We start from the raw sequence: 20,211 nt of genomic DNA, 5'->3' as shown, positions 1-20,211 counted from the left end.
GTATGTCAATTCGTTTTGCATCAATTGGTACCGGATGGATTGCCGGTGAGTTTTTAAAGGGAGCCCGCGAGGTAGAAGGTTTAGAGTATACTGCATGCTATTCCCGCAGTCAGGAAAAAGGGGAAGAGTTTGCAAAACAGTGGGGTGCACAGAAGGTCTACACCGATCTGGAAGCAATGGCTGAGGATAAGGAGATCGACGCGGTTTATATTGCAAGCCCCAATGCTCTGCATTACAGCCAGAGCAAGCTGTTTTTGCAGCATGGAAAGCACGTTATCTGCGAAAAGCCGATCACTGTGGAGCCGGAACAGCTCATGGAGCTCCAGCAGCTGGCAGAACAAAAAGGCCTTGTCTACATGGAGGCGCTGATTGGAGTTTATCTGCCGGAGATGCGGATACTGCAGGGCGCAGTGGAACGTCTGGGCGGTGTTCATTTGGCAAGACTGGATTTTTCGCAGTATTCTTCCAAGTATCCGGCATATCTTGCAGGTGAAGTGCCAAACATCTTTAATCCGAATATGGCAACCGGCGGACTGATGGATCTTGGAATCTATTGTGTTTATCCGGCAGTCATGCTGTTTGGCATGCCGGACAAAGTGTCGGCGCATGCACGGTTTTTGTCTACCGGAGCGGATGGAAGCGGCTGTGTGACCCTGCATTATGCAGACAAAACGGTTGTACTGACCTATTCCAAAACCGCACAGGGAGAAATCGGTTCGGAAATTCAGGGAGAACACGGCGTCATCCGCATCCCACGCATCTCCAAACTGACCGATATGACCTTTACTCCGGTAGGAGGACAGCCGCAGCCGCTGAGCACCTATACCGACAAATATCTGCAGATGTCCTATGAGGCAAAGCGCTTTTATGAATTTATCACACAGCCAGAGCAGAACCGGGCACAGTACCGCTATGTCAGCTCGATTGCGTATACGGTCAGCCGTGTGATGAAGATGGCACGCGAGGAGGCAGGAATCCATTTTGAACTGTCTGAGCAATGATTTTAACTGGGAAATGATACGCCGGGCAGCAATGGAGCAGTCAGCCAAAGACTGCGGATGCTCACCTGAAGATTTTGAAAAGCAGGAAAATACCGTTCTGCTTTCCAAACCGCTTTGCGGCGCAAAAAAATATTATACGCAGCCGCACTTCTGCCAGTTTGTTTCCTATGGAAATGGAGTTGTGGCGGTGGCGGATGAGAAGGTATATGACTTTGTCTGTCAGTACCTGCAAAGCTGCCGCTATCCATTCTATGCGTTTGATACCCCGCATCTCAATCAGATTTCCAAAGAGATGCAGAAGTATCAAAAAGCTGTTTGCTTTTTGGCAGAATATTTTTTGCCTGACCCTAAAAGTGAGGTTATCACCCTGCCTGGGCTTACGATAGAATGGCTGTACGATCAGCAGATTGAAAAGCTCTATTCGGATCGCCGGTTTTCCATGGCATTGTCCTACACCACAGAAGGGGAGAAGAAGGACCGCATCGCGGCGGTCGGCTTTGTGGAGGATGGAGAGCTTGCAGGAGTTGCCGGCGTCAGCGATGACTGCGATCAGCTGTGGCAGATCGGGATTGATGTCCTGCCGCAGTTTCGGGGACGCGGTATTGCGAAAGCGCTGACCTCTGCATTGACCCGAGAGGTGTTTGCAAAGGGAAAAATCCCGTTTTATTGTACCGCGTGGTCCAATCTTATCTCCAAACGAAACGCAATTGCCTGCGGATATCGGAGTGCATGGGTTGAATTATCTGTAAAGGATATAAGCTTTACAGAACAAATGTTGCATTAATTTTGATATAATGCCAGGAAACAAGAAATTTATTACAGATTAAAAGGAAGGATAGAGAGAGGTCGAAAATCCGTTCTTCTGCATAGAATGAAACGGAGAGCATTTGGCTAAAACTGAAAAGCCAACGCAATCCAGTAAAGGAGGCAGGAACAGATGAATTTTCGTGTACTGGATCTATCCGCCCATCAGGGCGATATTGATTTTTCCCGCGTAAAAAAAGACGGGATTTGGGGCGTTATGCTCAAAGCAACCGAAGGACAGAGCTATCTCAGCCCCGCATTTGATAAAAACTATGAGCAGGCGACCAAGGCCGGTCTGCATGTGGGTGCATACCATTATCTGCGTGCAGCAAATGCGCTGGATTCTCTAAAGGAAGCACAGTTTTTCCTCCAGTCGGTGAAGGGAAAACAGCTGACTCTGCCACTGGCAGTGGATATCGAAGCGCCGGAGCAAAAACCGATCCGCGACCTTGCACCCATTGCAAAGACCTTTTGCCAGGAGCTGGAACGACAGAAATATTATGCGGTACTTTACAGCATGGTTTCCTGGTTTCGAACCAAACTTTCCAGCAAGGAGCTGAATGCCTACGACCGATGGATTGCTCATGTGGGAGTGTCCGCACCCAAATTCGATAAGCCATATGGTATGTGGCAGTTTACCTGGGAGGCAAAGGTGGACGGCATCCTGGGCAATGTGGACGAAAATGTCTGCTATAAGGATTACCCGCAGATTTTAAAGAAAGCGGGACTCAATCACCTGAACGGATAAGTACAAAACAGCAATCAAAATAAAGGAGGAAGAAACGATGAGCGTTCATATCAATCATACCGTTTCGCCAACAATCACAGAAGAAGAAAAAGAAGTATTGCAGCAGATCCATGCAGCGGTCCGCTATCCTGTCTGCCGCTTTGAACTGCGAAGCAGCAGGGAAGAGGAGCTGCGCAGTACAGCACTGGATGCAGTTCATCTGACAGACGAAAAGGAAGGCATGGAATCGGTAAAACACCGCGCAGAGCTGTTAAAGAGCCTGGAGGAAAAAGGTCTGATCGTTTTGTTCTATCATTTGAAGACCTTTGTTAAGGGCGATTATCAGCTTTATCATCACAGTGATATTTTCTGTCAGTTACAGCAGCTGGCAGAAGAAGGTTCCAAGCGGGAAGGTTACCTGTTCGACTATGCTTTTGTCAAAAAAGGCGTTGCAGTATTGACCATCAAAGGAAAATATGCGCTCAGAGGATAATCTGATATAAAAGAAAAAGGACACCGAATTTCGGTGTCCTTTTTTTGTTCTTTTGTGTGATACGATTATTCGTTTACTGCACCAGCCATTTCCTGACCTACGTTTAAGATATGGTCGCCGATACGTTCAAAGTCGGTGAGCATCTCGGAGTAGAGGACACAGCCTTCGTCGGAACATTTGCCGACCTGCATGCGGTCGATCTGGTTTTTACGGAACTGTTCGGTCATTTCGTCGATCTTTTCCTCAATGCTTGCAATCTCTGCAACATTGATGCCGTTGTCGATCGATTCAACCTTGGAAAGTGCTTTGACACAGATTTCGCGCATCTGTGCGATTTCACCGATTACCTCCTTGGAGAAGGTGATGTTCTTTTCTTCGATCATCTTGGTGTATTCGCAGATGTTGACAGCATGGTCACCGATACGCTCCAAGTTGCCGCATACTTTGAACAGTGCGCTCATGTACTGGGAGTCTTTCGGGTTTCTTTCTTTTACCATGATCTTGGAGATATATTTGGAGATCTCCTTGTTGAGGTAGTCGATATATTCCTCGCGGTCACGAACCTCTTCCAGAAGGGTGGTTTTTCCGTCTTTTACAGCTTCGAAGCTGGCATCAACGTTTTCTTTTGCCATTTTAACCATACGAAGCAGCTCGTTTTTGATCGCGTTTACTGCGATTGCAGAAAGACCGATCTTGGTTTCGCCTCGGTTTTCAATTGGAATAGGACGGATGTATTCCAGATGCATAACGTCGCTTTTTTCTTCCGGCAGGTCCGGCAGAATCTTGGTTGCAATCTTTGCAAGATAGGTGCCGAAAGGAAGAAGAAGAATGGTAGTTGTAATATTAAAGATGGTGTGCATGTTTGCAATCTGGGCTGCAACGTTGTCCGGAGTCAGACTCTCTACAAAGGCAGCAAATGGGGTCAGGATGCAAACGATGGTGAAGATGGTGGTACCGATGATGTTGAAGAGAAGATGGATGATAGTGGTTCTCTTCGCATTGCGTGCAGTACCAATCGAAGCCAGAACTGCTGTGATACAGGTACCGATGTTCTGACCAAACAGAACATATACTGCCTGAGAAAGTCCGATTACACCGCTTCCTGCAAGTGCCTGAAGGATACCAACAGAAGCAGAAGAGGACTGGATGACAGCGGTAAACAGTGCACCAGCAAGGATACCCAGTACAGGATTGGAGAACTTGGTCATCAGGTTGATGAAGGTCTGGGAATCACGCAGCGGCATCATCGCGGAGCTCATCATATCCATACCGATAAACAGAATACCCAAACCGGCAATGATTTTACCGTAGTGATGAACCTTTTCCTTCTTGATAAAGACGATGAGCGCAACACCGATAAAGGCGAACAGAGGGGCAAGAGCACCGATGTCCAGAGCGATCAGCTGGCCGGTGATGGTGGTACCGATGTTAGCACCCATGATAATCCAGACAGCCTGGCCCAATGTCATCATACCGGAGTTTACAAAGCCGACAACCATGACGGTTGTTGCAGAAGAGGACTGGATGGCAGCGGTGATGCCGGCGCCGACCAGAACACCAAGAAAACGATTTGCAGTCAGTTTTTCCAGGATTTTTTTCATGCGGTTTCCGGCTGCAGCCTCGAGACCGTTACTCATCATCTGCATGCCATAAAGGAACAAACCAAGACCACCAAGCAGGCTAATTAGATCTGTTATCTTCACAATACTTCCTCCATGATTTTACAAAAATTTATTTTACTATTAATTTTATACACAAAATTTGAAATAAAAGCAAGATGCAACGCGCAAATTTAACACGATTTTACATGGATTTAACATTGACATTTTATTAAGACAAATGCAGTATTTGAGAGAAACAAAGGCTTTTGTTAAACTCTTTTAAAATAAGTTGTGATTGAAAAGAGCTTTTGTGTATCTTTTCTAAAGTGTGTTAAAACAATAACATTTAAAAATCTATGAGTGTAAAAGTAAATTTCTGTAAAAGACAATAGAATTGCTCCGATTGTTGTGGTAAAATGAAAGAAAAGGATGAATCATGCTAAGGCACGGGGAGGAAGTTTTATGATGCGATATCAAAAAATAATTGCTGTGCTGATGACATTTCTTGTCCTGCTGAATGTTTCTGCCTGTGCACGAAGCATACAGGATGATTTGCAAAGTTCTTCGGAAGAAGCGCATGAGGAACAAAGCGAAGTTAAAGAAGCAGAATCTGTTTTGCCAAATTCCTGGAAGGTGGAGCAGTTTGTGATTGCGGGATTTGACAAAGATGGCCCGGATGATTTTGGAAGACAGGTTTCTTTATCTGGCGAAGAGCAGACAGAACTTTTACAATTACTTGATATCGAAAGCTGGGAAGCGTGTGAGGGGATAGAGCATGGGCTTTCTGTCTGTCTGACCGTTGCGGACAAAGAGCTGCAACACTTTCTTTCGGTGCAGGATGCGGGAGAAGAGGGAAGTGTCATCCTGCTGCTAGACCAGACCAGCAGCGAAAGGTGGCTGTATCGGGCATCTGAACAGACAGCAAAACAGGCAGAGCAATTGGCGGCTAGGCTCAAAGACAAAAAAGGGAAGAAATAACAATATCTTTCTATTTTTAGAAGGTTATCCAACAATCATATTGACGGAAAATAACGCGCTCTTTTTTGCTATTTTTTGTTTAAAACTGCCTTTGAAAATCAAATAAAATTCAGGTATAATGAAAATACAACGTGTAGCATACATGCGTAATTCCGGTTGCGTGTATGCTGCACGTTTTTTTGTTTTCCGGAAAATTAAACTGAATGGAGGATTTAAATTAAGCAAAACAATCGGATAATTTTATTCCGCTAAGGGCGATACAACAGCAATCCTAAAAAGAAATACGGTTTAAAGAGTATCTGTGGTATCATCCGGAGAGGAAGAAAGATACATTTTGGACGAAAGAGAAGGTGAAAAAATGGAACATTCCAATCAATATCTGGGCACAGAACCGATTGGGAAACTGATGCAGCAATATGCGCTGCCCTGTGTGATCTCCCTTTTGGTTGGGGCACTTTATAATATTGTGGATCAGATCTTTATTGCAAATGCCAGTTATCTTGGTTCTTATGGCAATGCGGCCAATACGGTTGTATTTCCACTCACGGTGGTTGCTTTGGCAATCGCGGTCATGATTGGTGATGGCCGCTGTGCATTTGTGAGCATCAGTCTGGGAAAAGGAAACAAACAACAGGCCAAAAACAGCGTCGGCAATGCGGTCATAATGAGCGTGGTGAGCAGTCTTGTGCTGGCTGCTGTTTATCTGGCATTTCAAACACAGATTATCTCGATGTTTGGCGGTACGGTTAATGAGGAAACTTTTTCCCATTCAAAAGAGTATTTCTTTTATATCAGTTTAGGAATCCCGTTTTACATGTTTGGACAGTCGATGAATCCGATTATCCGTGCAGACGGAAATCCAAAGTTTGCGATGGCATCCACTCTGGCCGGTGCACTGATCAATATTATTTTGGATCCGGTATTTATCTTCTTGTTCCGATGGGGCATGATGGGGGCAGCGGTAGCCACTGTAATTGGTCAGGTTGTTACAGCCATTTTGGCGGTGTGGTATTTGTTTCACATGAGGATTATCAGACCGGAAAAGCAGGATTTCAAGATAAACCGGACAGTCAGCACAAAAACGCTGATTTTGGGTATCACCAGCTTTTTGTCCCAGATTTCTTTGGTTGCTGCGATGGCTGCAATCAATAATATGCTTAGAAAATATGGCGCAGCAGATGAGATTTTTGGTCAGCCACAGTATGCACAGATCCCGATGGCAGTAGTTGGTATCGTGATGAAGTTCTTCCAGATCGTCATTTCCATTGTGGTTGGAATTGCTGCCGGATGTATCCCGATCGTTGGGTTTAATATGGGAGCGGAAAAAAAGGACCGAGTCAGACAGCTTTTTTCAATATTGCTTGGAATGGAAGCCGCAGTGGGCGCGATCGCTTTTATTCTGGCAGAGTTTTTCCCTCGTCAGCTGATCTTGATTTTTGGTGCAGCGAATGAAAGCACTTACTACACAGAGTTTGCAGTCAGGGCATTTCGCATTTATCTGTGCATGGTTGTCCTTGCCTGTATCAATAAAGCTTGTTTTATTTTTTTGCAGGCTTTGGGAAAAGCAGCGGCATCCACAGCTCTTTCCATGGTTCGTGAGGTTGTTTTCGGCGTAGGGTTTGCGCTGATTTTGCCTATCTTCTTTGGACTGGACGGGGTGCTGTACTCCATGCCGGTATCGGACATCTTAACCTTTGTTGCTGCGCTTTTTCTGATCCTGCGCACCTACCGGGAATTGAACACAAGAGGAGTTGAGAAAGTATGAAAAACCGAATCATCACAATCAGCCGTGAGTTTGGAAGCGGCGGACGCACTATCGGGAAAAAGGTAGCGGAAAATCTGGGGATTCCCTGTTATGATCGGGAACTGATCCATAAGATTGCACAGGAAAGCGGATTTGCAGAGGAGTATATCCAGGATGCGGGGGAATATTCTCCAGGAGGATTTTTGGCTTCAGCGCTTTCCAACCGTTCCTTTGGTCCGACCAATGAGGACTATCTTTGGGAAATTCAGTGGAAGATCATCACCGAGCTTGCCGAAAAAGAATCCTGTGTCATTGTAGGTAGGTGTGCTGATTATATTCTGCGGGATAAAGCCGATTGTCTAACCGCTTTTATCCATGCCAGTATGGACTATCGTGCAGATCGTATTGTGCGGGTATATGGGGAGAGGGAAGTCTCACCACAGGAACGTCTGCGCGACAAGGACAAACGGCGTGCCGCATATCACCGGTTTTATACCGATATGAAATGGGGCGACGCCAAAAATTATCAGATTACACTGGACAGCGGAAAACTTGGGATTGAGCAGTGTGTGAAAATATTGCAGATGCTCTATTAAGGTATCCTCTTGAAAGAAAAAGCGGCAGACTATTTTGTTCTGCTGCTTTTTCTTTCAAGATATTATTGCGTGCGCACGCATTTTGTGATATAGTAATTTCTTGAAGAGAAGAAAAGGGGGAAACACGAAAATGAAACTGTTAAAATGGATTTCAGTCGCTGACCGTTTTACCAAAGTATATCTGGATAATCAGTTTGCTCCGCTGGGAATCAACAGCAGCCAGCATATGTACCTATTAAAGATCTGCGAGAATCCCGGAATTTTACAGGATTCCTTGCTGGAAAGCTTTTATGTTCATCCAAGCAACGTTGTCCGAACAGTGTTGGCACTGGAAAAGAAGGGCTTTTTGACCAGAACATTGTATGAAAAAGACAAACGAACCTGTCGTCTTTATCCGACCGAGAAAGCTTTGGCGATTGCCGGACAGGTTCAGGAAATCTGCGACCGGACAGAATCAATGCTGATGGAAGAAATCGGCGAGGAAGAACAGAAAATTTTTGCGGATGTATTGATTCGAGCAGGCAAACAAATTGCCGGAAAACTGGATGTAGAGCGTAAGGGAGACGAGTTTGATGAATGAAAATCCTTTGGGTTATGAAAAGATATCCAAATTGTTGCGGAGCTTTGCAGTTCCAAGCATTACAGCAACGCTGGTAAGTTCCTTATACAATATCGTCGATCAGGTATTTATCGGGCAGGGTGTCGGTTATCTGGGTAATGCAGCGACCAACGTGTCCTACCCGTTGTCCACCATCTGTCTTGCCATCTCATTGCTGATTGGAATTGGAAGCGCTTCACGTTTTTCCATCTGTCTTGGCAGGGGAGACACCGATCAGGCGGCAAAGATCGCGGGAAATGGTGTAACGCTGATGGTTCTGGCAGGAATTTTGTATCTGGTGTTGGGAGAAGTACTGCTGACACCGATGCTGCGCATCTTTGGTGCGACCACAGAGGTTATGCCGTATGCACAGAGTTATGCGAGCATTATTTTAATTGGTATGCCGTTTTTGATTTTGACAAACGGTATCAGCAATCTGATTCGTGCGGATGGCAGCCCGAAATACTCCATGATCTGTATGGTGGCAGGCGCAGTGGTCAACACCATTCTGGACCCTATCTTTATCTTTGTTTTTCAGTGGGGAATGTTTGGCGCCGCGCTTGCGACCATTCTGGGACAAATTCTGTCCTTCCTGCTGGCAATACGTTACCTGTGGGCATTCCGAACCATCACGTTGGAAAAGGAATGTTTCCGTCCTGACTGGAGGGATGGTCTGCACACCCTTTCCATGGGTATCAGCAGCAGTGTCAACCAGATTGCTATTACGATTGTTCAGGTTGTATTGAACAACTCGCTGACCTACTACGGAGCAATGTCTGTTTATGGGGAGGATATCCCGCTGGCTGCCTGCGGAATTGTGATGAAAACAAACGCAATCCTGCTTTCCATCATTGTAGGAATCTCGCAGGGGGTTCAGCCGATTATCGGATTTAACTACGGTGCACGCAAGTATGATCGGGTAAAGCAGGCATATCTGCTGGCAATACGCTGGAATTTTGTTATTTCTGCAGTTGGATTCTTGTTGTTCCAGTTGTTCCCGCGCCCCATCATCTCTATCTTTGGAAGTGGGGAGGAACTTTACTTTGATTTTGCGGTTTTGTTCATGAGGACATTTTTGTTCATGGTGATCGTTAACGGGGTACAGGTGCTTTCTTCCAGCTTTTTCACCGCGATTGGAAAGGCACTCAAAGGATTGCTGCTGTCTTTGACCAGACAGGTATTTTTCCTGATTCCGCTGATCCTGATTCTGCCGCTGTGGCTGGGGATCTTTGGTGTATTGCTTGCAGGACCAATTGCAGATTTTATCGCATTTGTCGTATCGGTTTTGCTGGTCAAAAAGGAGTTTTCGATTTTAAAAGAACAGGCAGATGTTGTTTCTTAAGCAAACAGGGCGAAAGTATATGAGAGCTTTCGCCCTGTTCTTTTTGCATGGACTTTCCTGATAGGAAAATAAAAACTTTCCAAATTGTATAGCTGTTCCCTTCTAAAAAAGAAAGTCGGATGGTATGATAAGTCCAGAAGGAAAAAGCGAAAGGAGAAACGGAAAATGGAAGGAAAACTTGCCGAAAATATCCGTGCTTTGCGGAAGGAAAAAAGGATGACCCAGGAACAGCTTGCCGAATGTCTGGATGTGACGGTCGGAGCGGTTTCCAAGTGGGAGAGCGGCGCGACCACGCCGGATCTATCGATGATTATGGAGCTGGCGCATTTTTTTGCGGTATCGGTGGATGCCTTGCTGGGATATCAGTGGCAGAACAGCTCGCTTGAACAAACGCTGGAGAGATTAAAGAAGCTGCGGCAGCAGCGCGACTATGAACAGGCAATCAGGCTGGGAGAAAAGGAGCTTAGGCGCTATCCAAACCATTTTCAGCTGGTCTATCAGCTGGCAATGATTCATCTGGATGTGGGGGCGGAGAATGATAAAAGTCATGTTTACCGGGGACAGGAGCTGCTTTGTCATGCGATTGAGCTGTTTAGTCAGAACACCGATCCGGAGCTGAGCTTATGGACGCTTAAAAACAAGCTGGGGGACTCCTATCTATACAGCAGGCAGCCGGAGCAGGCGGTAAAAATTTACCGGGAAAACAATGTAAACGGTGTCAATAACGCCCGCATTGCACAAGCACTGAGCGACATTATGAAGCGGCACGAGGAAGCAATGCCGTATGCGCAGAAAGCTTTCCGCCAGCTGACTGAGGAGCTTTCGGAAACAATGGTTGCTCTGGCGAGCATCTATTACGGAAAAATGCAGTTGGAAAAAGCAGGGGAATGTATGCGATGGATGATCAATACACTGGAAACGGTGCGTCCGGATAAGGGTTTTTGTGAAACAGATATGGCGGTTATTACCATCCTTTCCTCATTGGGAGAATTTTTTCTGGATGCCGGAGACAGGGAACGGGCAAAGGAATATCTGCTCAAAGCTCATCGTCTGGCAAGGGCGTATGACATGACACCGATAGAACAAGTGGTGACCTGCCGGTTTTTTGAGGGTCGGCTGGAAGGACGGCACCTACTGGATTACGGCGCAGGCGGTACAGAGTATCTCAAGACCAGACTGCATCGGGACACAAGGGAGGAACAGCCGGAGCTTTATGCGATGTTTGAAGAGGTCTCCCGTCAGGTGGACGAGGAAGTAAAGGCGGGAGCACTGGGAGAATATACCCTTGGAAGGAGTGGGGAATGATGAAAGGATATCGGGATATCTTACGGAAGAACAGAAACATGCTCACCGGAATCGGATTTGTGATGGTGATTTCAGCGATTTTTGCAGTTGCTGCGGGGTACTCGCTCAGCTGGATTCTCAATGCCTATGAAGCGCAGGGTGACCGCGTGCGTCAGCTGATTTTGGCATCACTTGGCTCCGTAGGAATGTTTGGACTGTGTATCCTTACCGAATACCTGGGGGATTTATCCCTTGCATGGATGCAGCGCAGAATCAAAAATGATCTGCGCAAAATGGCTTCCCAAAAGCTTGCGTCCCTTTCCTATGAGGAGTTTTATCAGAAGGATTCCGGCGCCTATGTTTCCTGGTTGGGAAACGATGTCGATCAGCTGTACACAAACGCCTTTGAACAGCTGTTTCAGGGAATCCGCAGAGGTTTTTCTGCTCTTTTTGCCTTTGTGGTGATGAGTATGAGCAGCTGGTATCTGGGTGTAGCGGCGCTGATTTTGTTTGTGATTCAGTTTACCGTCCCACAGCTGATGAACAAAGCAATGGAGCGGGCGACCCAGCGGCGCTCTCAGGCGATGGAGCAGAGCGTGGAAGCTTACAAGGATACCATCATGGGAACAGGAATCTTTTATCTGAGCAATCTGCGGCAGAAAGTTGTGGAGCGCATCGCCGTTTCTTCCGACAAAGCAGAACAGCAGATCTTTTTGAGCAACCGAACCGTCTGTACGGTGCAGAATTTGCTGTCACTTGTAAGCTGCAATAACCAGATCGTGCTGACGCTGGTTGCCACCTTTGCGGCAATCACTGGAGCCGCGCCCATCGGCATTATCTTTGCAGTGGGAAACCTCTGCGGACAGTTCTTTAACGGAATTGGTGACGCGGTCAAAGCGGTGGTTTCCATTCGCTCGACAAAGCCCCTCTGGGAAAAGTTTGAGCTGTCTGTCGTAAAAAACGAGGGAGCGGAAATCAACAAGCCGATCGATGAAATTACCATGCAGAATCTTTCCTTTGCCTATGGAGAAAAGCAGATTTTAACCGAGCGGGATTTTTCCTTTGTATCGGGTGGAAAATATGCCGTCTGCGGCGAGAGCGGCAGCGGAAAAACCACTGTGATGAAGCTTTTGCTGGGGCTGCTTCCCCGATATGAAGGGCGCATCTGCTATGATGGCATCGAGCAGCGGCAGGCAGATGTCAGCAGCCTTTATGAGCAAATCGGCTACGTCGACCAACAGGTCTATCTGTTTCAGGACAGTCTGCGGTTTAACATCACGCTGGGACAACATTACTCCGAGCAGGAAATTTGGTCGGTCATCAAGGCGTGCAGGCTGCAGGAGCTTGTAAACTCGTTGCCAAACGGATTGGACAGCATCATTTTGGAAAACGGCAAGAACCTTTCGGGCGGACAGCGGCAGAGAATCGCATTAGCAAGAGGACTGATCCGCAAGGTGTGCTATATGGTGCTCGATGAGGGAACCTCAGCACTTGACGAAGAAAATGCGCTGGACATCGAGCAGAACCTGATGAACCGAAAGGAGCTGTGTGTCATCGTCATCACCCATAACCTGCGCGACAGCATCCGAAAACAGCTGACCCGGGTTTATGAAATTTAAGTTAAGTAAAATAAAAAAGCTCTCCTAAAAGAGGAGAGCTTTTTTGATAAAGGGTTTTTAAGCGACCATACCGAGCAGGGAATAAGCAAGGGTGCCCACCACACCGGTACCAAAGATGATGGCGATAGCGTTGACGCGGTATTTTCGCAGAAGGAAGAATCCGCCGATAAACAGGCAGGTCTCGATTGGACGGAAGTTTGCAAGGGTAATGCCGGACAGGTCGGACATGAAAAGTCCCAGCAGCAGGATGGAAAGTCCGGCGGAGGCAATCAGTGCGACAACTGCAGGGCGCAGAGCGGAAAGAACGGTCTGCACGCCGCTGAAGTTGCGGTACTTATAGTAAAAATGAGCCAGTGTCAGACAGATGATAAAGGATGGGATGATACATCCGAGGGTACAGAGCACTGCACCTGGAATACCTGCCAGACGGGTGCCGACAAAGGTTGCAGAGTTAATGGAGATCGGTCCCGGGGTCATCTCCGCGATGGTGATGAGGTCGGTAAATTCTCCGAGGGTCATCAGCTTGTGGATGTCGACAATCTGGTTCTGAATCAGCGGAATTGCTGCATATCCGCCGCCTACACTGAACAGACCAACCTGAATGAATGCAAAAAATAACTGAAATAATACGCTCATCTCTTATGCCTCCTTGACAGTATCGCTTGTAACGGCTGCAGCTTCATGATCTTTGCTGCAGGATGCGGAATGTCCTGTGCTGCGTTCAGCTTTGAGCTGGAATACGAGGTCGAGAATTCCAACAGCAAGACAGCCCAGAATGATGATCATAGCCTCGACACCGAAGAAGACCTTTGCAACAAAACAGCCGACCATCAGAAGAATGTAAAGTGCGCGGCGGGTGTGGATTACATTTCTGGCGAGGTTCCATACCACGTCAAAGATGACTGCCGCAACGCCAGCGCGCATAACCTGCAGCGCAGTCGCGATGATCTGGTTGCTGCGGAATTGTACATAAAAATAGGAGATGACCGAAATGATAATCATTGGAGGAAGGGCGGTGCCCAGAATCGCAATCAGAGAACCCGGGATGCCGCACATCCGGTAGCCGAGAATGACCGAAGCGTTAATCGGAATCGGACCGGGGGAGGACTGTGCGATTGCGGTGATGTCCAGCATCTCCGATTCGTCCAGCCACTTTAATTCTTCTACAAATTTTTTCTTCATCAGCGACACGATGACAAAACCGCCGCCGAAGGTGAAGGCGCTGAGCAGGAAGGTTGCTTTAAAAAGCTGCCAAAGGGTCTGTGCGGATCTCTTGTTTTCTTTCATGAGGATTCTCTCCTTTGCATTTTTGTAATCTGTTCTAAATCCTCATCTAGAATATCATAAAAAATCAATAATGAAAAATGATTTATTATTATGTTATAATAAATATATCTTATGAATTGGGGTGAGAGGATGCTGGATTTTCGTATCGATACCTTTTTGGAGGTTTGCCGCTTTATGAACTACACCAGAGCGGCACAGGAGTTAAACCTCACACAGCCGGCAGTTTCGCAGCACATTCGCTGGCTGGAGGAGCAATATCAGGCAAAGCTGTTCTGTTATGAGAACAAACAGCTTTCGCTGACAAAGTCCGGTGAGCTGCTGCGCAGTGCAGCAATTACCATGAAGCAGGACGAGACCTATCTGCGCAGGAAGATACGGCAGATCCGCCAAACCGAAAACGATCTTTCCTTCGGAGTGACGCCAACGGTAGGAATGTACCTGATTCCAGGGCCGCTGGCAGAATATCAGAAAAAATATCCCGATGCGCAGATCTCGATGCAGGTGGAAAACAGCCAGCAGCTGTGCGAGCGTCTGGATGCAGGGGAGATTGACTTTGCAATTTTGGAAGGATACTTCCGAAAGACTGATTATGACTCGCTGCTGTACAAGACCGAGCGCTATGTTGGGGTATGCGCGCCGGACTATCCGTTTGTAAAGAAGCCCCGGCAGATTTCCGATCTGCTGGGAGAAACGCTGATTGTGCGGGAATCCGGCTCTGGTAACCGGGAGATCATCACGCGCAGCTTAAGCCGGCAGAATCTGGATTTGTCGGATTTTCATTCGGTATTTGAGGTCGGCGACATGAACGTCTGCAAGCAGATGCTGATTAAGGGATGCGGCATCGGATTTTTGTACGAGGCAGCGGTCGAGGACGACATCAAAAGCGGAAAGCTGCGGGAGATGGAGCTGTGCGATTTTCAGGAGAGCCACGATATCACTATGATCTGGCGCAAGGGAAGCATCTTTTCCGACCGCTACCGCAGCTTGTATGAGCAGCTGAAAGGATAATCTAACTGGCTTTACAAAGGTGGAGAGAGATTTGGGGAGGACAAAAGATGGATTATCATGAGATGCTATCCCACTTACAGTACGAAGATGTGATTGAACAAGCACTCCAGAGAAAAAGAAAGAAGGACTATCCTGTTATCAAAAGAATCGCAGGGAAAGCATATTGGGGAGCAGACTTTCATTTTCCATTATGTAATCACCAGCCTTTAACAAGGCTGACTGTACTAACCCATCTTCTCAGTCAAAAGTATACAGAATATAAACGGCTGGGAATTTCTGATGATATTATTTTTGAAACGTTTCGAGATGTTTCATTAAGGGCAGCTTTCTTTTATAGAAAAAACGGAAAAGTTGGCTTATCAAAAGATGATGTTATCTGGTTTCGGCATATAATGAATGTTAATCTATTTAAGATTGGTGTTTTGCAGTTTCAGCCATTTCAGATGATATATCTGGATAAAGAAACAATTGGAGAAGACTATATGCAGTTCCCCAAAACCGTAAAAGAAGAGCTGCCAAGCGGTGTTCGTGTGATAAATTGTCATATTCAGCGAAATTCGGATATTTGTCCTGATTTGGTGGAAGAAGCATTTGAGAAGGCAAAGCAGTTTTTTGCAGAACATTTTCCAACGGTGAACTATCAGGCGTTTCTCTGTTACAGCTGGCTGTTGTATCCTCCTATGATAGAGAAGCTTCCAGAGTATTCGAAGATCAGGAAGTTTGCAGAACGGTTTGAGATTATTGGCCAATGCAGTGATTCAGAACAGGCGATGGAAAATCTGTTTGAAGATAGAAAAACAAAGATTTCTAAATCTACATTTCTACAAAGGATAGCATTAGAAGACAAAGAAAATTTAGGATTTGGGTGTGGTATTATCCGAATTTAAATTAGAAAACAGGGTAGCACTGTTGAAAGCAAAACAAAAACGCATCCGTATGCTGATAACATACGGATGCGTTTTTTATAGAGCTAATATGATTTTTAATTACATCATGCCGCCCATGCCAGCGCCTGGAGCACCTGCCATTGGGTCTTTTTCCTCTTTTTCGTCAGCAACCAGGGATTCTGTGGTCAGAACCATGGAAGCTACGGAAGCTGCGTTCTGCAGTGCGGAACGGGTAACCTTAGTTGGGTCAACGATACCAGCAGGGATCATGTCAACATAGGTTTCGTTGTAAGCATCGTAGCCGTAGCCAACTTTGCCGGAGGTCAGCAGTGTATTAACGATAACGGAGCCGTCAACGCCAGCGTTGATTGCGATCTGACGAACTGGTTCTTCCAGAGCTTTCAGAACGATCTTAGCACCGGTTCTTTCGTCGCCGTCGCAGGAGTCAACCAGAGCCTGAACTGCTGGGATTGCGTTGATCAGAGCAGTACCGCCGCCTGCAACGATGCCTTCTTCAACTGCAGCTTTGGTAGCGGACAGAGCGTCCTCGATGCGCAGTTTCTTTTCTTTCATTTCGATTTCGGTAGCAGCACCAACTTTGATTACTGCAACGCCGCCAGCCAGTTTAGCCAGTCTTTCCTGCAGTTTTTCGGTATCAAATTCGGATGTGCTGTTTGCAAGCTGTGCACGAATCTGGGATACACGCTCTGCGATTGCTTCTTTGGAGCCGCCGCCGCCAACGATGATGGTAGTCTCTTTCTGAACTTTAACCTGAGAAGCGTGACCGAGCTGATCGATAGTAGCATCTTTCAGTTCCAGACCCAGTTCGGAGGAGATAACTTCTGCACCGGTCAGGGTTGCGATATCACGCAGCATTTCTTTTCTTCTGTCGCCAAAGCCAGGAGCTTTTACTGCAACGCAGGTGAAGGTACCACGCAGTTTGTTCAGCAGCAGGGTGGTGAGAGCTTCGCCTTCGATGTCCTCAGCGATGATGAGCAGTTTCTTGCCGGACTGAACGATCTGTTCGAGCAGAGGCAGGATTTCCTGAATGTTGGAGATCTTCTTGTCGGTGATGAGCAGCAGAGCATCATCCAGAACAGCTTCCATCTTGTCAGTATCGGTTACCATGTATGGGGAGATGTAGCCGCGGTCAAACTGCATACCTTCTACTACTTCGGTATAGGTTTCAGCGGTCTTGGATTCTTCCAGAGTGATAACGCCGTCAGCGGAAACTTTTTCCATAGCTTCTGCGATCAGGTTGCCGATTACTTCATCGCCGCAGGAAACGGTAGCAACTCTTGCGATATCAGCAGAGCCGTTTACCTTCTGGGAGTTTGCAACAACAGCTTTTACAGCGGTGTCAACTGCTTTCTGGATACCTTTTTTGAGTACCATTGGGTTAGCACCAGCAGTAACGTTCTTCATACCTTCGCGAACCAGAGCCTGAGCAAGCAGGGTAGCGGTGGTGGTACCGTCACCAGCAGCATCGTTTGTCTTGGTTGCAACTTCTTTTACCAGCTGTGCGCCCATGTTTTCAAATGGGTCAGACAGTTCGATTTCTTTTGCAATGGTAACACCGTCGTTTGTGATCAGTGGTGCACCGAATTTTTTGTCAAGAACAACATTGCGTCCTTTTGGACCAAGGGTGATTTTAACGGTATCAGCCAGCTGGTCAATACCTCTCTGTAAAGATTTTCTTGCTTCTTCGCCGTATGCGATTACTTTGGACATGATACATAACCTCCAATTTTAGTCAAACAATCTGTCAAAGATCGAAAAATACTATTCAACAATTGCAAGGATATCGGACTGACGCAGGATGGTGTATTCTTCGCCGTCAACCTTTACCTGTGTGCCGGCATATTTGCTCAGGAGAACTTTCTGACCAACGGTAACAACCATCTTTTCGTCGTGGCCGTCAACAAATCCGCCAGGACCAACTGCAATAATCTCTGCGATCTGTGGTTTTTCCTGGGCAGCAGCAGCGAGAATGATGCCGCTCTTGGTGGTTTCTTCAGCCTCTACCATTTTTACTACAACTCTGTCAAGTAATGGTTTGATATTCATGACTGCATTCCTCCATATAATTTAAAGTTTAAAATGTAACAAAAGGATGTTCCGGTTTTACCAACCAGAAGGATTTACGTTTTTAGCACTCGTTATCTTTAAGTGCTAACTGTATTTTACCTCATTTCCAGAAAAAATCAAGGGCTTGTGGGATAAATTCATAAACAAATCCAATATTTAACATTTTGTTCAAAAACAAGGGCGGTTTGGCAGGAGTTTTTTATGGTGATTTCCTTTTTCTGGCAAGTTTACAAAAAATTATAAGACTATCGTAGGAAAGTGGGATGAAATTTCCATTCATTTATGGTAGGATACACACAGAGGTTTTATGAAAATCGGGGAAGAATGAATAAAGAATAGATCGTTTTATAATAGAAGGATTTTTACTTTTGATGCGATCAAGATGCATCAGACATGCAGGAAAGGCGTGACGGATGAGTAAGATGAAATATAACAGAATGCGCTTTGGACAGAAATTTTTTATGATCTGCGGCGCCGTTTTATTCCTGATGGGAATGGCGGCAGTTCCAATCGGGGTGTTCAACATCGGTTCGGTGCTGCTGTGTCTGCTGGGGGGATTTCTCTGGCTGACGGTGCTGCTGGAACGAAAGACAGGGAGGAAACAAAGAATGTTGACAACACTGGGTGTCATCGCACTGACTGGGTTGTTTGCCCATGCGGTGATCTGGAACTATTTTGCTTGGTGCCGTCCGCCGCAGCAGACCGGTGAGGCGACCGTGGTGGTGCTGGGATGCAAGGTAAACGGCGAGGAACCGTCGCTGATGCTCCGCCGTCGGTTGGAGTGTGCGATGGAATATCTTGCTGAAAATCCGCAGGCGGATTGTGTGGTATCCGGCGGAATGGGCGACAACGAAAGCTATACCGAGGCACATGTGATGAAAAAGTTTCTGGTAGAGCATGGAATCGATGCAGAGCGGGTCTATGAGGAAGACCGTTCGACCAGTACAGAGACAAACCTGCTGTATTCGCTTGCGCTTGTCAAAGAAGAAGATCTGAGTCAAAATATTATCCTGTGTACCGATGGCTTTCATCAGCTTCGTGCCTGGATGTATGGAATGCGAAATGGTGTGGATGCAAGGGCAATTTCGGGCAGGACACCGGTTCTGACCATCCCATCCTACGCAGTTCGGGAGCTGGGCGGAATCCTGAAAATGCTGATCCTTGGATAAAATGCACATCTTTCACCGGCACAAACTGGGCGAATTTGGTGAGAAACTGTGAGGGAAACCCTTGTCTCCTATCCCACCAATCTGGTATAATAAAAATATGTATGACCTGATGATGAGAAGGATGCTGATCCTGATATATGTTCATCCTTCAGGAGATTATACGCAGAGAGGAGAACCAGATTATGGCAAAAGTTACCCTGATCGCCCACACTCCGGACCCGGAAAAGCTGGTTGCCGCTTCGGCAAAGCTGTGTTACAGCCCAGCAACTATTTCGGATCTGATGGATGGGCTGGATGAGGAAAAGACCACCAGCTTTTTGAATATGCTGACCGATTTTGGCCATCAGAGCCCGATCGAGCACATCAGCTTTACCTTTGGAATCGAAGAAGTTTCCCGCACCCTGCTCGCGCAGATCACCCGTCACCGCATTGCATCCTTTTCGGTGCAGAGCCAGCGTTATGTAAAAGAAAAACAGTTTTCTTTCGTGACACCGCCTCAGATTGCGGAAAATGAGCAGGCAGCAGAGCTTTACCAGAAGGCGATGCAGTCGGCACACGAAACTTATATGCAGCTTGCAGACATTCTCCAGAAGAAAAACTATCAGGAGATGATCGCGCAGGGAATGGATGAGAAAAAGGCAAAAAGTGCATCCGAGAAAAAAGCAATTGAAGATGCTCGCTTTGTACTTCCAAATGCCTGCGACACCAAGATGATTTTGACCATGAACGCCCGCAGCCTGCTTAACTTTTTCCATCTGCGCTGCTGCAACCGCGCTCAGTGGGAGATTCGTGACGTTGCAACCCAGATGTTAAAGCTGGTAAAACCGATTGCACCGACCATCTTTGCAAAGGCTGGTCCGGGATGTCTGTCCGGTCCTTGTCCGGAAGGCAAGATGACCTGCGGCAAAATGCAGGAGGTTCGAGCTTCCTTTTTAAGCGGGAAAGCTCTGGAAGAATAATTTTCCACCAAAAAACATGAGAGGAA

At 46.7% G+C, this 20,211-nt stretch carries 20 protein-coding genes; 15 read left to right on the top strand and 5 right to left on the bottom strand.

Going from position 1 to position 20,211, the window contains the following annotated elements:
- The first annotated feature begins 2 nt into the window (after nucleotides 1-2).
- From BQ5375_RS10610 to BQ5375_RS10595, 4 genes are all read left to right on the top strand, one after another.
- Nucleotides 3-1,001 carry a Gfo/Idh/MocA family protein gene (locus BQ5375_RS10610; RefSeq protein ID WP_022133236.1) on the top strand — a complete coding sequence of 333 codons (999 nt, stop codon included), beginning with the start codon at nucleotides 3-5 and terminating at the stop codon, nucleotides 999-1,001.
- Entirely contained in the window at nucleotides 982-1,785 is an 804-nt protein-coding gene (locus BQ5375_RS10605; protein ID WP_083687604.1) for a GNAT family N-acetyltransferase, read from the top strand. The genes BQ5375_RS10610 and BQ5375_RS10605 overlap by 20 nt, the downstream gene beginning before the upstream one ends.
- Nucleotides 1,786-1,938: 153 nt before the next feature.
- Nucleotides 1,939-2,553, top strand: coding sequence for a GH25 family lysozyme (locus BQ5375_RS10600; protein ID WP_022133238.1), 615 nt, complete (start codon nucleotides 1,939-1,941; stop codon nucleotides 2,551-2,553).
- A 37-nt stretch (nucleotides 2,554-2,590) separates the two neighbouring features.
- On the top strand, nucleotides 2,591-3,025 hold the full coding sequence (locus tag BQ5375_RS10595; protein ID WP_076917894.1) for a hypothetical protein: 435 nt from the start codon (nucleotides 2,591-2,593) through the stop codon (nucleotides 3,023-3,025).
- A 65-nt stretch (nucleotides 3,026-3,090) separates the two neighbouring features.
- On the opposite strand, the gene BQ5375_RS10590 is transcribed toward BQ5375_RS10595, so the two are convergent.
- Entirely contained in the window at nucleotides 3,091-4,728 is a 1,638-nt protein-coding gene (locus BQ5375_RS10590; RefSeq protein WP_076917893.1) for a Na/Pi cotransporter family protein, read from the bottom strand.
- Nucleotides 4,729-5,088: 360 nt separating this feature from the next.
- Here BQ5375_RS10590 and BQ5375_RS10585 point away from each other — a divergent pair, with 360 nt between their 5' ends.
- The 7 genes from BQ5375_RS10585 (at nucleotide 5,089) to BQ5375_RS10555 (ending at nucleotide 12,787) form a co-directional block, all read left to right on the top strand.
- Complete coding sequence (locus BQ5375_RS10585) at nucleotides 5,089-5,604, top strand: hypothetical protein (protein WP_022132853.1); 516 nt, start codon at nucleotides 5,089-5,091, stop codon at nucleotides 5,602-5,604.
- A gap of 358 nt (nucleotides 5,605-5,962) precedes the next feature.
- The gene (locus BQ5375_RS10580; protein ID WP_076918152.1) at nucleotides 5,963-7,369 is read left to right on the top strand and encodes an MATE family efflux transporter; all 1,407 of its coding nucleotides are present in this window, start codon (nucleotides 5,963-5,965) and stop codon (nucleotides 7,367-7,369) included.
- Nucleotides 7,366-7,944, top strand: coding sequence for a cytidylate kinase-like family protein (locus BQ5375_RS10575; protein WP_022132855.1), 579 nt, complete (start codon nucleotides 7,366-7,368; stop codon nucleotides 7,942-7,944). The genes BQ5375_RS10580 and BQ5375_RS10575 overlap by 4 nt, the downstream gene beginning before the upstream one ends.
- Nucleotides 7,945-8,074: 130 nt before the next feature.
- The gene (locus BQ5375_RS10570) at nucleotides 8,075-8,524 is read left to right on the top strand and encodes a MarR family winged helix-turn-helix transcriptional regulator (protein ID WP_022132856.1); all 450 of its coding nucleotides are present in this window, start codon (nucleotides 8,075-8,077) and stop codon (nucleotides 8,522-8,524) included.
- The gene (locus BQ5375_RS10565; RefSeq protein ID WP_022132857.1) at nucleotides 8,517-9,884 is read left to right on the top strand and encodes an MATE family efflux transporter; all 1,368 of its coding nucleotides are present in this window, start codon (nucleotides 8,517-8,519) and stop codon (nucleotides 9,882-9,884) included. Before BQ5375_RS10570 ends, BQ5375_RS10565 begins: the two co-directional genes overlap by 8 nt.
- A gap of 165 nt (nucleotides 9,885-10,049) precedes the next feature.
- Entirely contained in the window at nucleotides 10,050-11,189 is a 1,140-nt protein-coding gene (locus BQ5375_RS10560; protein WP_076917892.1) for a helix-turn-helix domain-containing protein, read from the top strand.
- Nucleotides 11,186-12,787, top strand: coding sequence for an ABC transporter ATP-binding protein (locus BQ5375_RS10555; RefSeq protein WP_083687603.1), 1,602 nt, complete (start codon nucleotides 11,186-11,188; stop codon nucleotides 12,785-12,787). The genes BQ5375_RS10560 and BQ5375_RS10555 overlap by 4 nt, the downstream gene beginning before the upstream one ends.
- Nucleotides 12,788-12,844: 57 nt before the next feature.
- On the opposite strand, the gene BQ5375_RS10550 is transcribed toward BQ5375_RS10555, so the two are convergent.
- Together BQ5375_RS10550 and BQ5375_RS10545 are read right to left on the bottom strand one after the other, a co-directional pair.
- Nucleotides 12,845-13,423: a chromate transporter gene (locus BQ5375_RS10550; protein ID WP_076917890.1), complete on the bottom strand. Its 579-nt coding sequence runs from the start codon at nucleotides 13,421-13,423 to the stop codon at nucleotides 12,845-12,847.
- Between the two features lie 3 nt (nucleotides 13,424-13,426).
- Nucleotides 13,427-14,074, bottom strand: a complete 648-nt coding sequence (locus BQ5375_RS10545) for a chromate transporter (protein ID WP_076917889.1) — start codon at nucleotides 14,072-14,074, stop codon at nucleotides 13,427-13,429.
- A 111-nt stretch (nucleotides 14,075-14,185) separates the two neighbouring features.
- Between BQ5375_RS10545 and BQ5375_RS10540 the strand changes: the two genes are divergently transcribed.
- Complete coding sequence (locus BQ5375_RS10540) at nucleotides 14,186-15,082, top strand: LysR family transcriptional regulator (RefSeq protein WP_328587011.1); 897 nt, start codon at nucleotides 14,186-14,188, stop codon at nucleotides 15,080-15,082.
- Between the two features lie 47 nt (nucleotides 15,083-15,129).
- Complete coding sequence (locus BQ5375_RS10535; protein ID WP_022131761.1) at nucleotides 15,130-15,969, top strand: acyltransferase domain-containing protein; 840 nt, start codon at nucleotides 15,130-15,132, stop codon at nucleotides 15,967-15,969.
- A 99-nt stretch (nucleotides 15,970-16,068) separates the two neighbouring features.
- On the opposite strand, the gene groL is transcribed toward BQ5375_RS10535, so the two are convergent.
- Nucleotides 16,069-17,700, bottom strand: a complete 1,632-nt coding sequence (gene groL, locus BQ5375_RS10530) for a chaperonin GroEL (RefSeq protein ID WP_022131760.1) — start codon at nucleotides 17,698-17,700, stop codon at nucleotides 16,069-16,071.
- 51 nt (nucleotides 17,701-17,751) lie between these two features.
- Entirely contained in the window at nucleotides 17,752-18,036 is a 285-nt protein-coding gene (locus BQ5375_RS10525; protein ID WP_022131759.1) for a co-chaperone GroES, read from the bottom strand.
- A 434-nt stretch (nucleotides 18,037-18,470) separates the two neighbouring features.
- On the opposite strand from BQ5375_RS10525, the gene BQ5375_RS10520 reads away from it, so the two are divergent.
- Both BQ5375_RS10520 and thyX read left to right on the top strand, forming a co-directional pair.
- Nucleotides 18,471-19,226: a YdcF family protein gene (locus BQ5375_RS10520; RefSeq protein ID WP_022131758.1), complete on the top strand. Its 756-nt coding sequence runs from the start codon at nucleotides 18,471-18,473 to the stop codon at nucleotides 19,224-19,226.
- A gap of 182 nt (nucleotides 19,227-19,408) precedes the next feature.
- The gene (gene thyX, locus BQ5375_RS10515; protein WP_022131757.1) at nucleotides 19,409-20,185 is read left to right on the top strand and encodes an FAD-dependent thymidylate synthase; all 777 of its coding nucleotides are present in this window, start codon (nucleotides 19,409-19,411) and stop codon (nucleotides 20,183-20,185) included.
- Nucleotides 20,186-20,211 lie beyond the last annotated feature (26 nt).

The sequence above is a fragment of the Negativibacillus massiliensis genome, assembly GCF_900148495.1.
Taxonomy (GTDB): Bacteria; Bacillota; Clostridia; order Oscillospirales; family Ruminococcaceae; genus Negativibacillus; species Negativibacillus massiliensis.
Note: the sequence above shows the minus strand (reverse complement) of the source record. Positions and strands in the feature narration are given on the sequence as shown.

Bases quoted from the DNA above. Each gene is read 5' to 3' on its own strand.
- BQ5375_RS10600 (WP_022133238.1), top strand. From the start codon at position 1,939: ATGAATTTTCGTGTACTGGATCTATCCGCCCATCAGGGCGATATTGAT.
- BQ5375_RS10570 (WP_022132856.1), top strand. From the start codon at position 8,075: ATGAAACTGTTAAAATGGATTTCAGTCGCTGACCGTTTTACCAAAGTA.
- BQ5375_RS10555 (WP_083687603.1), top strand. From the start codon at position 11,186: ATGATGAAAGGATATCGGGATATCTTACGGAAGAACAGAAACATGCTC.
- BQ5375_RS10595 (WP_076917894.1), top strand. From the start codon at position 2,591: ATGAGCGTTCATATCAATCATACCGTTTCGCCAACAATCACAGAAGAA.
- BQ5375_RS10585 (WP_022132853.1), top strand. From the start codon at position 5,089: ATGATGCGATATCAAAAAATAATTGCTGTGCTGATGACATTTCTTGTC.
- BQ5375_RS10525 (WP_022131759.1), bottom strand. From the start codon at position 18,036: ATGAATATCAAACCATTACTTGACAGAGTTGTAGTAAAAATGGTAGAG.
- groL (WP_022131760.1), bottom strand. From the start codon at position 17,700: ATGTCCAAAGTAATCGCATACGGCGAAGAAGCAAGAAAATCTTTACAG.
- BQ5375_RS10610 (WP_022133236.1), top strand. From the start codon at position 3: ATGTCAATTCGTTTTGCATCAATTGGTACCGGATGGATTGCCGGTGAG.
- BQ5375_RS10545 (WP_076917889.1), bottom strand. From the start codon at position 14,074: ATGAAAGAAAACAAGAGATCCGCACAGACCCTTTGGCAGCTTTTTAAA.
- BQ5375_RS10580 (WP_076918152.1), top strand. From the start codon at position 5,963: ATGGAACATTCCAATCAATATCTGGGCACAGAACCGATTGGGAAACTG.
- thyX (WP_022131757.1), top strand. From the start codon at position 19,409: ATGGCAAAAGTTACCCTGATCGCCCACACTCCGGACCCGGAAAAGCTG.
- BQ5375_RS10565 (WP_022132857.1), top strand. From the start codon at position 8,517: ATGAATGAAAATCCTTTGGGTTATGAAAAGATATCCAAATTGTTGCGG.
- BQ5375_RS10550 (WP_076917890.1), bottom strand. From the start codon at position 13,423: ATGAGCGTATTATTTCAGTTATTTTTTGCATTCATTCAGGTTGGTCTG.
- BQ5375_RS10540 (WP_328587011.1), top strand. From the start codon at position 14,186: ATGAATTGGGGTGAGAGGATGCTGGATTTTCGTATCGATACCTTTTTG.
- BQ5375_RS10535 (WP_022131761.1), top strand. From the start codon at position 15,130: ATGGATTATCATGAGATGCTATCCCACTTACAGTACGAAGATGTGATT.
- BQ5375_RS10560 (WP_076917892.1), top strand. From the start codon at position 10,050: ATGGAAGGAAAACTTGCCGAAAATATCCGTGCTTTGCGGAAGGAAAAA.
- BQ5375_RS10520 (WP_022131758.1), top strand. From the start codon at position 18,471: ATGAGTAAGATGAAATATAACAGAATGCGCTTTGGACAGAAATTTTTT.
- BQ5375_RS10575 (WP_022132855.1), top strand. From the start codon at position 7,366: ATGAAAAACCGAATCATCACAATCAGCCGTGAGTTTGGAAGCGGCGGA.